Annotated in this window: 10 protein-coding genes; 7 read left to right on the top strand and 3 right to left on the bottom strand. The window is 44.4% G+C overall.

The annotated features are described in order from the left end of the window. Window positions 1-39: 39 nt before the first annotated feature. A complete protein-coding gene (locus JF50_RS24420; protein WP_039611870.1) occupies window positions 40-930 on the top strand; it encodes a LysR family transcriptional regulator in 891 nt (296 codons plus the stop codon). A 25-nt stretch (window positions 931-955) separates the two neighbouring features. Here the strand turns inward: JF50_RS24420 and gorA are convergent, their stop codons facing one another. Then, complete coding sequence (gorA, locus tag JF50_RS24415) at window positions 956-2,314, bottom strand: glutathione-disulfide reductase (protein WP_039611869.1); 1,359 nt, start codon at window positions 2,312-2,314, stop codon at window positions 956-958. Between the two features lie 152 nt (window positions 2,315-2,466). On the opposite strand from gorA, the gene prlC reads away from it, so the two are divergent. The 4 genes from prlC to JF50_RS24395 all read left to right on the top strand — a co-directional run bounded on the left by prlC (window position 2,467) and on the right by JF50_RS24395 (window position 8,735). Then, window positions 2,467-4,512 carry an oligopeptidase A gene (gene prlC, locus JF50_RS24410; RefSeq protein WP_039611868.1) on the top strand — a complete coding sequence of 682 codons (2,046 nt, stop codon included), beginning with the start codon at window positions 2,467-2,469 and terminating at the stop codon, window positions 4,510-4,512. A 122-nt stretch (window positions 4,513-4,634) separates the two neighbouring features. Then, window positions 4,635-5,789: a response regulator gene (locus JF50_RS24405; protein ID WP_039611867.1), complete on the top strand. Its 1,155-nt coding sequence runs from the start codon at window positions 4,635-4,637 to the stop codon at window positions 5,787-5,789. Between the two features lie 86 nt (window positions 5,790-5,875). Continuing rightward, window positions 5,876-6,643, top strand: a complete 768-nt coding sequence (locus tag JF50_RS24400) for a class I SAM-dependent methyltransferase (protein WP_039611866.1) — start codon at window positions 5,876-5,878, stop codon at window positions 6,641-6,643. Window positions 6,644-6,809: 166 nt separating this feature from the next. Continuing rightward, a complete protein-coding gene (locus JF50_RS24395; protein ID WP_039611865.1) occupies window positions 6,810-8,735 on the top strand; it encodes a methyl-accepting chemotaxis protein in 1,926 nt (641 codons plus the stop codon). 136 nt (window positions 8,736-8,871) lie between these two features. Here the strand turns inward: JF50_RS24395 and JF50_RS24390 are convergent, their stop codons facing one another. Further along, a complete protein-coding gene (locus JF50_RS24390) occupies window positions 8,872-11,004 on the bottom strand; it encodes a S8 family peptidase (protein WP_039611864.1) in 2,133 nt (710 codons plus the stop codon). 366 nt (window positions 11,005-11,370) lie between these two features. Here JF50_RS24390 and JF50_RS24385 point away from each other — a divergent pair, with 366 nt between their 5' ends. Beyond that, window positions 11,371-12,558 (top strand): NAD(P)/FAD-dependent oxidoreductase, encoded by a 1,188-nt coding sequence (locus JF50_RS24385; protein WP_039611863.1) that lies wholly within the window; start codon window positions 11,371-11,373, stop codon window positions 12,556-12,558. A 776-nt stretch (window positions 12,559-13,334) separates the two neighbouring features. Then, complete coding sequence (locus tag JF50_RS24380) at window positions 13,335-14,303, top strand: WD40 repeat domain-containing protein (protein ID WP_052262746.1); 969 nt, start codon at window positions 13,335-13,337, stop codon at window positions 14,301-14,303. Between the two features lie 142 nt (window positions 14,304-14,445). Here JF50_RS24380 and JF50_RS24375 read toward each other — a convergent pair whose 3' ends face one another. After that, a complete protein-coding gene (locus JF50_RS24375) occupies window positions 14,446-16,164 on the bottom strand; it encodes an alkaline phosphatase D family protein (RefSeq protein WP_039611862.1) in 1,719 nt (572 codons plus the stop codon). Between the last annotated feature and the right edge of the window lie 271 nt (window positions 16,165-16,435).

Here is a 16,435-nt window from a genome sequence, read left to right as displayed (position 1 = left end):
TTGTATATTTGTGGTACAGCATCAAATTAGGTTGAGCGCATGGAGTTTTATCATTTAAGGTCATTTGTGGTGGTCGCTGAAACGGGCAACTTAACCAAAGCCGCAAAACAGTTATTTACTACACCGCCCGCAGTCAGTGCACATATTCGTGCATTAGAAGATGAACTTAAAACGAACTTGTTTGAGCGCACCAGCAAAGGCATGCGTTTAACGCCAAAAGGCGAGCAGCTTCGTCTGCAAGCGCAAAAAACCTTAGATAGCGCGAGAGACATGGTGAATCTTGCGGTAGCAAACGCAGAACAAATAATCGGCACCTTTAAACTGGGCTTAAACCGAGAAGCGAGTACATTACGAGTTGCTGAACTGGTCAATGCCCTGGTTGACCGCTGCCCAGGCATTGAACTGGAATTGCATGCCCTGAACACAGGACAAATCCTTGAAAAAGTAGTTAGTGGTGAGTTGGATGGTGGATTTGTTTATGGTGATGGTGTCCCAGCATTGTGTCATATCGAGTTAGCGCAACAGGCGATTACCACGATAGTGCCTACCTCATTTGATGTCTCGACGGTTCATAGCGTATACGATCTTGCAGAGTTACCTTGGATAAGCGTCGGTGAGCATTGTCCGTTTGATGCTGCACTGAAAAAGAAGGTAAATCAGCCCGTGAAATCACAGGTGCAAAGCACAGATAACGCTTCCCGTGCAAGCTTGGTTGCACATGGTGTTGGTGTCAGTTTTATAGAGTTGGATGTGGCGCAAGTTATGGTTGCAGCCAAACAAGCACAGCGGCTCACTTTGTTGGATTTTGAGTTACCTTTAAATTTAGTGGCGAAATCGTCAGCGCTAAATAACCCAGTGGTAAAAGCCGTATTAAAAGAGTTAGGTGCTGTGTGGCAGGTAACGATATCGAAGCATAAAGAAGCCAACTGAGCAGGTCAGTTGGCTTTTAATATCGTTATCGCATAGTAACAAACTCTTCTGAGCCCGTTGGGTGAATAGCGACAACAGAATCAAAGTCTGCTTTGGTTGCGCCCATCTTCATTGCTACACCAAAGCCTTGGATCATCTCATCTACGGCAAAGCCAATGCCGTGTAAGCCAACAATTTTCTCTTCAGGGCCTGCACATACTAACTTCATGCGACATGGTTGACGGTGTTGTGTCACCGCTGTGTACATGGCTGCAAAGGTAGAGTTATAGACCTTGATGTTGTCTTCACCATATTGCGCTTTCGCTTCTGGTTCTGTTAAACCTATGGTGCCGATCGGTGGGTGACTGAACACCACTGTTGGGACTAGGTTGTAATCCATTTTTGCGTTAGGCAGTTCTGGGTTGAACAAGCGTTCAGCCAGCATACGGCCCGCTTTCACTGCAACAGGTGTCAGCTCGATGCCGCCTTCCATGATATCGCCAAGTGCGTAAATACCAGGTACTGAGGTATTTTGCCACTCATCGACCTTCACAAAACCTTTTTCCGTGATGTCGACATCAGTCGCAGCAAGGTTGATTTTATCAGTCACTGGCTCGCGACCAATGGCCCAAATCACTTGGTCAACCGTGTGTGACTCACCATTTTCAAGGTGTAGCGTCACAGAGCCGTCGGCTTCTTTCACGAGCTCTTTTGGCGTTGAATTAGTGTGTAATGTTGGGCCTTCTTTTTCCATGACTTCAGTGAGTGTCTCAACAACCATCGGGTCAAAGTTACGCAGTGGGGCATGTTTACGGACAAATAAGTGGGTTTCTGTGCCTAGGCTGTGTAGCACGCCAGCAAGCTCCACCGCAATGTAACCCGCGCCAATGACGGCAACACGGCGAGGTTGTTCGTTTAACTCAAAAAAGCCATTTGAGTCTATGCCGTGCTCGGCACCTGGAATGTTTGGAATGCTAGGACGACCGCCCACAGCAATACAGATATGATCTGCGGTGTATTGTTCGCCATTTACTTCGATGGTTTTATTATCGATAAACTTGGCAAAGCCATTGATCACCGTAACGCCATTGCTGGCAAGATATTTGTTGTAACCTTGGTGAATACGACCAATGTAAGCCTCACGGCTTTCAACTAGCTTGGCCCAATTAAAGTTTTTTAGCTCAACGTCAAAGCCGTAATCTGGAGCATACAGTTTAATGGCTTCAGCAACTTGTGCGCCGTGCCACATTACTTTTTTAGGTACGCACCCGACATTCACACAGGTGCCCCCCATGTGTTTTGCTTCGACAAGGGCGACCTTTGCGCCACGCATTGCCGCTCGGTTTGCTGATGCGATACCACCGCTACCACCACCAATAGCAATGTAGTCAAAATGTTGAGCCATAATGTTTCCTCTTCTGAATTCGCTGAACTAGTCTTAGTATGACAGCTTTTATACGCCATAACTTTCAACTAGATTAGTAAGTTTTACTTGTATTTGCGCTATTAGCCCTTATTTCAAGTTTATTCAGGAAATAAAAAATTAAGAGAGACACTATGAGCAACCCATTAATTGGCCTAGAAGGATTACCGCCATTTTCAAAAATAAAGCCTGAGCATGTTGTACCTGCACTCAAATCAGCCATTGAACACTGTCGTAAAACCATTGATACAGTGCTTGAGCAGACGCAATTTAATTGGCAAAACTTTGTTCAACCTCTTGAAGAAGCAGATGATAAGTTATCTAAAATGTGGTCCCCAGTGTCTCACATGCACTCAGTTGTTAATAACGAAGAATTAAGAAAAGCATACGATGAGTGCCTACCACTGATTTCGGAATACTCAACGTATGTTGGCCAGCACCAAGGTTTATACCAAGCGTACTTGTCAATTGAGCAAAGCGACGAATTTGAAAGCTTAAGCACAGCACAACAAAAAACCATTAAAAATGCGCTAAGAGATTTTAAATTATCGGGTATTGCTTTGGATGAAGCCGGACAGAAACGCTATGGTGAGATAAGTGCAAAGCTTTCTGAGCTCGGTGCAAAATTTGGCAACAATGTGATGGATGCAACTCAAGCATGGCATTTACATGTCACTGATGAGGCTGATTTAGGCGGATTGCCAGAATCAGCGCTGGCCTTAGCTGCGCATACGGCACAAGCAAAAGAGCTTGAAGGCTGGGTATTTACGCTAGATATTCCTTCTTACCTACCGATTATGACGTACGCAGACAATCGCGACTTGCGTGAGCAAATGTACCGCGCATTTGTGACGCGCGCATCAGATCAGGGCCCAAATGGTGGCGAGTTTGATAACTCAACGATCATGACTGAAGAGTTAGCATTGCGTCACGAATTAGCTGTGTTATTAGGTTTTGATAGCTTTGCAGATAAGTCGCTAGCAACTAAAATGGCTGAAACACCAGCACAAGTTTTTGACTTTTTGAATGATTTGGCGAAAAAGTCTAAGCCTCAAGCGCAGCAAGAGGTTGATGAATTGAGAGCATTCGCCAAAGATGAGCATCAAGTTGAGCAGTTAGAAGCGTGGGATTATGGCTATTACGGTGAAAAACTAAAGCAAGCTAAATATGCCATCTCAGATGAATTATTACGTCCTTACTTCCCAGCAGATCGCGTGTTGAATGGGTTATTTGAAACCGTTAATCGCCTGTTTGGCATTAAAGTTACTGAAGTAACTGAGTTTGATAGTTACCACGAAGATGTGCGCTTTTTTGCTATTCACGACAACAATGATGTGCTGCGTGGTCACTTTTATTTAGATCTATATGCGCGTGAACACAAACGTGGCGGCGCTTGGATGGATGACTGTATGGGTCGCCGTACATTGTCAGATGGCACCTTGCAAACACCGGTCGCATACTTGGTATGTAATTTTAACAAAGCGGTTGGCGATAAGCCTGCGTTATTTACACACAACGAAGTCACGACGTTATTCCATGAGTTTGGTCACGGTATTCATCACATGCTAACGCAAATTGATGCACCTGCTGTTGCGGGCATTAATGGTGTCGCATGGGATGCAGTTGAACTACCGAGCCAATTTTTGGAAAACTGGTGTTATGAAGAAGAGGCGCTGAGCTTTATATCAGGACACTACGAAAGTGGCGAGCCATTACCAAAAGAGCTATTAGACAAGTTGTTGGCAGCTAAAAATTATCAATCAGCCATGCAAATGCTCAGACAAATTGAGTTTTCATTGTTTGATTTCCATATTCATGCTGATTATCAGCAAGGTGAAGCGTGCCAAATTCAAGCGAGACTGAACCAAGTCAGAGAGCAAGTTGCCATTATTAAGGCGCCAGAGTTTAACCGCTTCCAGCATAGCTTTAGCCATATTTTTGCCGGGGGGTATAGCGCAGGCTACTACTCGTATAAGTGGGCTGAGGTACTGTCAGCAGATGCCTATTCTCGCTTCGAAGAAGAAGGCATCTTTAATGCGCAAACCGGTAAAGACTTTATGGAAAACATCCTAGAAATGGGCGGTTCAGAAGAGCCTATGGTGTTATTCCAACGCTTTAGAGGTCGTACGCCACAAGTGGATGCATTGTTGCGTCACAGTGGTATAGGCAAAGCTGCATAAGCGCATATTGTCATTTGCACATGATCAAAGCGTCCGAAAGGGCGCTTTGTTGTTTTTGCACTCGCAAAATAAACAGTTCCGTCTATGCTATGGTAAAGACCTGATCTTGTAGGGAAAGCCATATGACAAATTTAGTGCTTGCCATTGACGATGACAAGCTCATTCACCATGTTATAGAGCAGTCACTGTCTCAACATTGCAAATTGATCCACGCTAAAAATGGCGAGCAAGGCTTAAGATTGGCAATAAAATATCAGCCAGATATTATTTTATTGGATGTTGAGATGCCAGGCATGTCTGGGTTTGAAGTCTGCGAGCGCTTAAAAACCGGTGAGCATACCGCTGATATTCCCGTGATGTTCTTATCTTCTAAATCGGATATCAGCGAGCGTATGCGCGGGTATAATGCAGGGGCGGCTGACTACATTGTAAAACCGTTTGAAGGGTCTGAATTATTGGCGCGGATCAAAGTATTAGATGATTACCGCCGTCAGTCAGTGGCACTTAAGCAAGACATGCAACGAGCACAAATCACGGCTGAAATTGCCATGACAGACTCGGGCGATATGGGTCGTATCATGCGTTATGTCGGTCAGTCTTATCATGCTCATGATCTGACGACATTATCTGAGTACTTTTTAGAATTTTTTACCCCACTTAATTTAGAAGTCGCATTGGCATTTTGGTATCACAATCAAGCGGTGTTTTTCTCTCAAGAGGGGGCAATACAGCCGATAGAGCAAGAATTACTGGAAACCAATAAAGAAGGTAGTCGATTTGTCGATTTTGGGCGACGCACCATCATTAATTATCCCAAAGTATCCCTCCTTATTAAAAATATGCCAACGGATGACCCTGCGCTTTATGGTCGTTTTAAAGATTTGCTACCGCATATTTTAGAAGCCACCAATGCCAAAATAAAAGACATGGAAGTGAGCGAAGTGGCCTTAAACAAAGTTGAGGAAATTGGTTTAGCATTTGCGCAGTTGAGTGAGCAACTTGGCGGCATTGGTGAAGTGTATGGCACTAAGGTGACAGAGTTTGAGCAGTTTGTAAAAGATGAAACTGTCACATCCACCTTGGCAGAAGAGCACAGAGCGTCACTGGCGAGATTGAGTGAGCATTTTTTATTTGTGAATGATGAGTTTTCTATCATTCGATATAAGCTGGGCGAGATCACACAAGTACGCCAAGAGCTTATTCAAAGTCTCAATCAAATGGCCAAGCCTTGGGGTGAAGATGAGGTACCAGCGCAAACCGACATAGAATTGTTTTAACAGATGATACCGCAGCCTTTTTATTGCATTCTTTTTTTATCAATTAAACGATATAATCTGCAGGCTTAACCGACAGGAGCCTGCAGTTGTATATTCACACGCCATTTGAAGAAAACCGTTCTTATTTAGATGAGTTAACAAAACGCTTTGAGCTAGATAAACACCAAGCACTTGATGAGGAGTTTCGTTTGGTTTATGACGAAGCGGGGTTGGCGCTATTCAAAAAAGATGAGCCAAAGCTTGGGGCTATTCGCGTCGATTTTGTCACTGGGGCCAGCGCCCATCGGCGCAAGTTTGGTGGCGGCAAAGGTCAAGCTATTGCTAAAGCGGTTGGGCTGAATAAAGGGGTCACACCTGTGGTGTTGGATGCAACCGCTGGTCTTGGTCGCGATGCATTTGTATTGGCATCATTGGGGTGCAAAGTTTTGATGCATGAAAGACACCCTGTGGTCGCAGCGCTTTTATATGATGGTTTACAGCGCGCATATCAAGACGCAGAAATCGGTAGCTGGATGCAAGAGAATATGCAAATCGCTTTTGGCTCAAGCCATGCGCTGCTGGAGCAAGCAATGCAAGATGAGTCGAGTCGTCCAGATGTCGTGTATCTCGACCCTATGTTTCCACACCGAGAAAAGTCCGCGCAGGTCAAAAAAGAAATGCGTGTATTTCAATCCTTAGTCGGCGCGGATAACGACGCTGATGCCTTACTGCCTTTTGCGACTCAACTGGCTACCAAACGGGTTGTGGTTAAACGTCCGGACTACGCACCGTTTTTAGACACTCAGACACCGAGCATGCAAATTACCACCAAAAAGAATCGTTTTGATGTCTATGTGAATGCGGCGATGAAATAAGCACCAGCACGTTAGCCTATATGTTGTTGAGGATTTGTACACAAAAAGAATACTAAAAAAGTATGCTTTTCTGTGAGATTGGTTGTTTGGTGAACAACTTACATCAAAATGTCATAAAAGGTTAATACTCTGAGCCCGAAATTCACTTTTTGGGATTGTAGTACATATGCGTGTTTCATCTTTTACCCGGCTGCTGGCGGTGTTGTTAGCCATTGCCAGTCTTATTCTTGCAGCGACTTTATTGTGGGCAAGCCAGGTCTTTAGTAAATTAGATCAGCAAGATAGCGCATATACACAGCTTAAAAATACGGTTTTGATTGATTTGGCTGGCACTGTGGAAGATTACTTGAGCTCAGGTGATAGTCAGTACTTAAATCAGGCCAGTGAGCAGATCAATACCATTAAAAACCAGCACTTAGCAACCATGTCCAGTGATGTTATGACGGATATGGAAAAGCAGCTTGATGTCATTAATAGTGATATTCAGGGTAAGTATCGAGCGCTTGGTAAATTATCAGGGAATGAATTAGCGCTGCTCGACAATGCATTGCGTCAAATGGCGGGTTCTGCGTCGTCATTGATGAACTATGTTGCGCAGGCGCAAGGTCATGCACTGAGTGAGGAGTATTACTCCTTAGCTTCTGATTATTATTTTGAAACCACGAATTTAAGTATATATACCTACCAGTTAGTCCTGCACTACGACCAAGCAACACAGCAAAGCCTACACACATCGCTGAGCCGACTACAAACTTTAGCGTCGCAAATCGGTCGACTAGATGATTTGGGTGTGATGACAGAGGTAGATGAGGATGAACTCTTTTTAGGTGAAGAGCCTGAAGACTTAGCGCAAGAAATTAAATCTGAATTAAACAGCTGGCCAAATCGTTTTAGCCGTGACTTAGAAAATACATTACGTCAGGCACAGCAGCGACAGCAGGGGATCACGGCATTACGTGATGATATTAAGCAACTATCGGCACTGATGTTAGATGCAGGCGAGCAATTAAAGCGCCGTCAAACAGAACTTAAATCTCAGGTATTTACTATTTTTGGTGCTGCCATTGGCTTACTTGTATTGTTGGCTGTCGGCGTGTACTGGGTGCAATTTAGTCAAGTGCTGACGCCGCTGCGCAACTTACGAGATGGCTTTGCTTTTTTAATTGAAAGCAATGAACTGAAACAGATTAAATGTAAGCGTGCCAATACTGAAGTCGGTGAAATCGCGCAGTACTTTAATCAACTGATTGAAAGGCAGCGCATTGAAGCCCAAGAACGTGAGCAAATGCTGCAAGTGATCAACGACTTTATGCAGGATATGAATCAAAACCTCGCCAGTATTAGTCAGCAGTCAGAGCACACCTCTGAGCAGGTAGCGCATAACCAGCATCAGTTGGATGAGATCAAATCAATCGGCTTTGAAGCCAGTAATATCAATCAGCAAGTGGCTGATAACGCCAGCGATACATTTAATGCGATGACGCAAAGTGTCGGCTTTGCAGAGTCTATGCTCAAGGCCAGCTCAAGTACTCAAAGCCGTGTGGATCAAGGACTGGTGAGTCTCAATGAATTGCTCGTTGGGGTTGAAGATGTCGGCAAGGTGATAGAGATGATCCACACTATTGCTGAGCAAACTAACTTATTGGCACTGAATGCGGCCATTGAGTCTGCGCGTGCCGGTGAGCACGGCCGAGGGTTTGCGGTGGTGGCTGATGAAGTGAGAAAGCTGGCCCGTCAAACGCAGGACTCGCTCACAGACATCAATGCGCAGCTTAATATTTTAAGTGATAATTCTAGCAAGGTGTCGAATCAAATCAGTGCACTGGCGCAAGAGGCGCAGCAGCAAACTGAACATGCGCAAGAGTTAAAGCGTAACTCAGAAGGCGTTGCGGAGCGTGCACAAGGTGCCAGCCAAGTCGCCGCTGATGCGATGGCACTGAGTAATCAACAAACTGAATTGGTAGACAGTTTTAGTAGTTCTATGGCCACAATGAAAGCGCAGGTGAATGGATCAAACCAACAGATCAGCGAGATCCAACATCGTTTGGAGCAGCAGATGGCACAGATCAGAGCCAGCTTAGGGCTGTCGTAATGTGTCTTGATTAACGTGAGAGTAAGCAAAAAGCCAAACGTATGTTTGGCTTTTTTATTGTCTTAATGTCGTTGACGCGGGATTTAAAAAAGCCGGAATCACTCCGGCTTTGTGTTGTTACATTAAGAACTAGGGATTATTTGTACTGTGCGTCTAGTGTTACACCAGAGAAAGTACGGTATGCACGCAGACCAATATGCCAAACGCCAGCAGCTGGGTTGGTGATGGTACAGGTCTCAGCGTTACCACCTTCATATGGACGACACTGGTAAGTAGACGTCGAAGGTGCACTACCTGGGTTTACATAAAGGTCAGCATCACCTGAACCACCAGAGATTTTAACCGTTAGGCTCGACATGCCAGCTGGAACAGTGACTTGGTGACGACTCCAGTTACCTGTTGATGCAGATAGGTTTGTTTCAGTGATACCACCTGGTTGTGTACCTGTGCTCTCTGCATTCGCAACAAGGCTGACACCGCTATAAGCCGAATAACCGCGCATCATCACGTGATATGTGCCAGATGCGTTATCGATAGTACACACTTCGTTGTTACCACCTTCATACGGACGGCAGTCATAAGTTGCTGTTGTTGGCTTTGCACCCGCTCTGACATAAAGGTCAGCATCACCTGTACCACCGCTCATTGTGAAAGTCACTTTGCTTGCGCCAGCTGGTGTTTCGAAAGTAAAGAAAGCTTCAGCATCTTTTGCACCACTTAGGCCCGTTTTCGCTTCACCATCAACTAATACGTTGTCACCAGGGTTTGTGTTGTCGTTGCCAAGTGCCATATCAACTGCCGCGCTCGCATCAACAATACCAGTACCACAATTAGTACATGTTGCTGGGAAGCTACGCGTCGTATTTTTTAGGATGGATTCGATTTCGTCTGGTGTCGCTGTTGGTTTTGCTTGTTTGATAAGTGCCGCGATACCTGCAACATGCGGTGCTGCCATTGATGTACCTTGAGAGTAGCTATAGCTATCGCTCACAGGTGTGTTGCTACCTGAGTTGTAAGTAGAAAGGATACCTTCAGGGTCATTAGCAAAGCTCTGTGCGCCACCCGGTGCGGCAACATCAATTGAAGTACCGTAGTTCGAGTAGTATGCACGACCACCGTTACGACCAACAGATGCAACGTTAACTACGCCAGAACAGTTACCTGGGTTGTAGTTGTTTGCGTTGTCGTTGTCGTTACCTGCCGCGATAACAACCACAGTGCCGTTCGCACGTGCTTGGTTAATCGCATTTTGTGTTGTTGAGCTACATGCACCGCTGCCACCTAAACTCATGTTGATAACATCTGCTGGGTTTGCGTTTGCTGGTACACCTGATACTGAACCACCTGATGCCCAGATGATGCCATCTGCGATATCAGACGTTAAACCACCACATTTACCAAGTACACGTACAGGTACAACTTTAGAGTCATAAGCAACACCGGCAACACCTTCACCGTTATTCGTTACTGCAGCAACAGTACCTGCTACGTGAGTACCGTGCCAGCTTGAGCTACGTGCGCTGTGAGTGTAACCACATTCGTTTGCTGTGACTGCATCACCCGGGTCACGTGCATCGCTATCGCGGCCACCGCCATCGTTCGCGACCGAAAGGTTAGAGATCATGTCATAACCTTGCAGGATATTTGGGTTTAAGTCAGCGTGCGGACGGTAACCTGTATCTAGTACAGCGACTACTACACCACTACCTGTTGCTTTATCCCATGCTGCAGGTGCGTTAATACCGCCCGCAGCTTCAAAGTAGTGCCACTGTGAGCTGTAGCTAGGATCATTTGGTGTCGCAAATGGTTGTAGCATTTGGTCAACTTCAATGTGCTCAACGTTGCCTGATGCCAGCATGTCCTGCATGAATCTTTGTGTTTCAGCAGCGCTAAGCTTTTTATCAGCACGCATTACGTGGTGGTTTGAAAGCGCCATCGGACGAACGTACTGCGCTTTGGCTGCTGCACGTTTGCTGTTGAAGCCTTTTACGAAACTGCGAGCACGTGTATTCATCATCGTTGGAGACATATCTGCACTTGCAAGTGACATGATGTCATTGTTGTTATTTTTATATTTGATGATGAACTGAGTACCAAAACCGCTTTGTGATTCTAGTTTTTGAGCAAGTTGTGCTTGGCTTGGTACTGCTTGAGCAAATGCTTCAGCTTGTACGTTAACATTTTGTGGCATTGCCATTGCTGCGTTAGCTGAAAGTAATCCTGTAACAGCCATTGATATTGCTGCTAATTTAAAATTTCCTGTTGTCATTTTTTTACCCTTGTTTTACTTGTTGTTTTTCTTGGCAACCTCTCTGAGCCAAGTGGTTAACAAACGTAAACTTGTTGTGATTGGTGTGAAAGTATTGTTTTGTTATTTACACTATTCATTTGGTTATAAGGGGATGGATAAAAGTCTTTATTATTTCATTATCATTATGTTTTTATTAAAGTTTATCAAAATATTCTTGCTCAAAGAATAAACTATTTGACTTTGTAAAAGATTGTAAATGATTTATCTCATATTCTAAAAAGTGATAGAAATATGCTTTTTTGGTTGTGTTTTGAACTATAAACTCCCACTTAAGCTTAAAAAAAGTTATAATTACGGCATAAGTTTTTCGTTTCAGAGTATACAATGTTGCAATTTGACGTGGTGATTATCGGCGCAGGTGCTGCCGGATTAATGTGTGCGGCACAATCTGGTTACAGAGGCAGAAAGGTCGCTATTGTTGATATGGGTAAAAAAGTGGGAAGAAAAATTCTCATTAGTGGTGGTGGCCGTTGCAATTTTACCAATGAAAATGCCAGTCCAGAAAACTATCTGTGTGCTAATCCTCACTTTGTAAAATCCAGTTTAAGCCGTTATAGCCAGCATGATTTCATAGAGCTGGTGGACCGTCATGGCTTAAATTATCACCACAAAACACTTGGGCAACTATTCTGTGATAATAGTGCGCAAGACATTGTTGATATTTTGATGACGGAATGCGAGTGGGCCGGTGTTGAAATCTTTTTACGCAATGAAGTACTCAATGTGGAACGTGACGAACAAGGCTTATATATAGTCACCACATCAGAGCAGACATTTAGTTGTACTTCTTTGGTTGTCGCGTCTGGCGGTCTAACCATGCCAAAGCTGGGGGCAACACCAATCGGTTACAAAATTGCAGAGCAGTTTGGTTTAAAGTTATTGCCAACAACTGCTGCGCTAGTACCTTTTACCTTGCACGACCACGATAAAGCACGTTTTGAAGGCTTGTCTGGGATCAGTGTCGATAGCCTAGTGACCAGTGATGATGGCACCCAATTCAGAGAAAATATTCTCTTTACTCACCGCGGCTTATCGGGCCCGGCCATTTTACAAATATCTTCTTTTTGGCGAGCGGGTCAGGCGGTCAGTATTAACTTATTACCTGATACAAACGTTGCTGAGCTGCTGCACGACTGGCGTCAAAATCAAGGCCAAAAGTCAGTTAAAAACCTGCTTGGTCAACTGCTACCAAAGCGCTTTGTTGATGCATTAATTAACGACAACAGCGTACCTGATAAACCCGCTAATCAACTAACCCATGGCGAGATTGATACCATCGCTGCCACATTAACTGCTTGGCAAATAAAACCGAATGGTACAGAAGGTTACCGCACCGCAGAGGTGACCTTAGGGGGTGTTGATAGTGACGAGCTGAGCTCTAAAACTTTTGAAGCGAAAAAAGCCAAAGGTCTGTACTTTATCGGTGAAGTCACCGAAGTCACCGGCTGGCTAGGTGGCTATAATTTCCAATACGCATGGTCAAGCGGCTGGGCGTGCGGGCAGGTGTGCTAGTTTTTGTGTAGAGACAATAAAGTTTGTCACAAAGGGGTGATCGTTTCGCCCCTTTGTTGTATCTGCACATAGGTGCAAAATATACGTTGCGAAGCAAGGTTACTTTTGTGCAAGGTGAAATAAGCAACTTACACACATATTAAAAAGTACGGATGAGCGCATTCATGTGCCTGCATGCTTTGGCCCGCATCAATGCCAGCACATGACTCATTTTCAGACGTCATATCAGGGAAGTGGCGTTGCCTGCAAAGCCTTCATATCACTCGTCATTCTGACTAAGGTCACAGGACCCATTCGGTTGAGGCGCTAGGTTTATGTGCACTCTGCACCTCATCATTCTGACGAAAGTCAGAAACCATTTTGCAGCGCTGTCTGAAGCTTTCATATCAAAGAATCTGACTTCTGTTACTTGGTGTTTTAAATTCAGCCATAATCTGACCCTCGTCATTCTGACGAAAGTCAGAAACCATGTTACAGAGCTGTCAGTGTGAACAATGACTCTGGCCCTTTTGATTACTGAACAACAGAAATGAGAAAATATCTGCCGTTGAAAAATGTAATATCACCATGCAAAATGCGGGACCTGACTCTATGTGTTTCTAATTTGGAGTCTCGATTTGACGACTTTATGGGCGTGGATTGCGACGGTGATTCAAAGCAAATTGTCCAACCAAATAATTTGTTGGATTATGCCAAGAGTAATATCTGCTGTTGTGAACGTTTATTCGGAAACAAGATTATTGGCCTTAGCGCCTAATATTGAAAGGAATATAAAAATGAAAAAAATATCCGCTATGGCCTTCTCGTTACTATTAACGGGCTGTTTTTGGGGCTCTCACTTTGAAGCGCCAGCAAGCTCTCAAAAGCAACATGGCTCAGGGTTAGTGCAATCATCTGATCTTTCTCATGACGGTGCTTTGTCTATTATTGCAAGGCAAAATGAAGTTTGCCTATGGAGTAACCTCTCAGACAAAAAAGTATTTCCCTGTATCGCTGAGGGTAATATTGAGTTATCAGGAATAGCTGAAAACGCCAGCGTGTTTTATATATCTAACAGGCTGTCTGTCAGCCTATTTTCTGCAAAGTCTGGTAAGCCGTTAGGTGTATGGTCAAGTGGTGAAAATATTATAAGAGATATTGCGATATCTAATGACGGTGAAACTTTACTGTTAGGGTATAGAAGCGGCAAAACGGAAGTAATCAATGTCAGAACTCATAGCCGAGCGCTATACAAATTACACGACTTAGATGTAAATACCGTGGCGCTGTCCGCTGATGGACGTACCGCGATGACAGGCTCCAGTGATAAATTTGCTAAACTGTGGGATGTACAAACAGGCAAAGAATTACAGTCTTATAAATTCTCTACCAGAGTCAACCATGTTTCTCTAAACGCAGACGCAACTAAGGCGTTTGTGCTGGACTCTGTGGATGCACGTCAGTTTATTGATTTAAAAGCACAAGAATTAAGCTCGTCCTTATCTACATTTAGTAACTTCATAGAGTTTAATCAGTCGGCATTTATTAACAATGATCAGTGGTTACTCACCGCTTCTCCAAACCAAAAAGTGCAGATCTGGCGTGTTGCAGATGGGGGCTTAATTGCAAAGTTTATGGCGAATAAAGTTGATGGTCGAAATCGAGCTTCAGTATTAAGCATCGCGGCAAATGAGTCTAAGCAAGTTGTCATCAGTGAAACCAATGACGGCGTAGTGGAAACTTGGCCAATAAATACGCTGCTTTAATTCCTAATGGGGCAGTTACAACGACACAATGCTGTAATTGCCCATTTTTAATATCGCTCGCTAGTCGAGTTATTGTCATACAAAGCAACGCGTTAAAACTGCCTTTGCGTTCCTAAAGCTTTTAATTTCAAAATAGCCACCATTACATAATCCTTATCTCTTCTTTCTGCAACTCATCATCATTGGGTTTGCCATAATAGACGTTGGCGATAATCGACAAGGCATTGTTTTGCTCAGAGATATCGACCACTAAAAAGTTATTTTTACCTGCCATTTCAAATATGTTTTCTATCTCGATATGGGTTGAGCGATACATCTTTTTGCTGCTATCGATGGCAACGGCAGCCATTTTGGGGGGCGGTTTGCGAGAAATAGCACTGGAGGTGATGTTCATCACCTTGGCATTGGGGAAGTTCGGGGAGGAGATCTTGAAGGCCGATGCGCAGTGTACATCACCGCTTAAAAAGGTGATGGGGACTTGATTAGCATGGGATAGCTCAAACACATGATCTAACATGATATTGCGCTCTTTGATGTTGGTGTCATTGCCCCATTCATCAATGGCATCGTCCATGGCACCAAAAATCTTTAACAGTAGATCCATGTTATTCATTACGGCGTCATTCCAATGCACGACGGGGACGGCGGTGACAATAAAGATGGCTTTCACACCGCTGGTTGCCGTGTCGCTAAGCCACTGTGCAAAGCGCATCATTTGCTCTGGGCCTAATAAACGCGCGCCGTCTGCTTGGTTTTCCACATCATGGTGCGAGCGAGTATCAAGTACATAAACACCGATAGGGCCTTTTATAAAGCCGTAGTCCCATTGCTGCTGGCTATCTTCGAGATCATAGTGTCTGGTCGACACATTTGTATCCGGGTTATGCAAATGCTGATAATCCAAATAAGCTCTCTTAGCGGCTCGGTAGGCCAATCGTGCAATGGTCGCGTTGATATGGTCGTCATCGTCTTGCCAGAAGTGACTGAGTTTGTCTATTCGCTGCGCTTTGGTGAGCGATCCCCAGCCGTCCATGATTTCGTGGTCGTCCCACATCATGTATTGAGGGTAAGCGCGATATACCGACTGCTGCGAGCCGAAGTTCCAATAAATACGGTAATAGATGCGATAAAGCTTGGCTAAGTAATTTATGACACCTTCCTTGTTGAGTACGCCTTGCTCTGTGTAAGCGTCATACAATGCGTTTTTGTGACGACTGAGCCAATCCCATAAATCTTCAATGTCAGGTTGAGATTGTTTGCGCTTTGATTTGGTCCGTTTGCCATGGGTATCACAGTAGACTTGATCGCCGCCGCCTATCACAAAGCGGGTGTTTCTTTTTATGAGTGTTTCGCATAGATCTGGCCATAAACCATCGGTAATTGATTTCTGTCCAAAGGGGTCGTGACAGCTGTAAAACCCAAAACTAAAGTCACGCCAATTGGACCCTGGCTGATCTGTGCAGAAGGAGTGCTCAATAAGGTAGCCTTTTTCAATTTTTCTCGACAGTGTCTGATGGGTATCGCCATAGGCAAATAAAAAGTAATGATAACAAGTATCTGGACTTAAGTTTTCTAGCGTGACACAGGCACAATTATCATATTTTTCTGCTGTATCAACTGGGCACTTTATGATACCTGCACCATTGAAGCAGACATCATCAGGATGAGAGCTAAATTCGTTGAGGTGGTTTTTGAGCGTGTCTATGTGGGCTGCTTCAACGAGGACGATACACCATTGTCCGGGCGTGAAGGTGCGTAGCCAAATTTTGGCCGTGGAGTCTGTGGTATGTCCAACAATACACATGGAGTTGAGTTTGGGTAGAGCAGACTCATAGTGATTGGGGTCGGGTAATCTTGTCATGTCTACTCCTTAGGACGACAGGTTTATCAAAGCGGACGGTAGGGTTTAACGTCTGTGATAGTTAAAATTATAGTGCGCTTTTAAACAGGTATTGAGATTTCTGGAGTGAAAACGATGTCGATTAGCTGTGCTTGGCATAACGTATTTATCGAAAATGTGTTGGTAGTAATCGGCCGTAATATCTTTTTGGTTTGGCTCTGGGGTAGAGTGGGTGCATACCGATGTGTGACATCGAGATGTGACTTAGACCTGGTTTACAGTTTTCTTGAGA

Origin of the sequence: Pseudoalteromonas luteoviolacea (assembly GCF_000814765.1) — a bacterium.
Classification (GTDB): Bacteria; Pseudomonadota; Gammaproteobacteria; order Enterobacterales; family Alteromonadaceae; genus Pseudoalteromonas; species Pseudoalteromonas luteoviolacea_H.
Note: the sequence above shows the minus strand (reverse complement) of the source record. Positions and strands in the feature narration are given on the sequence as shown.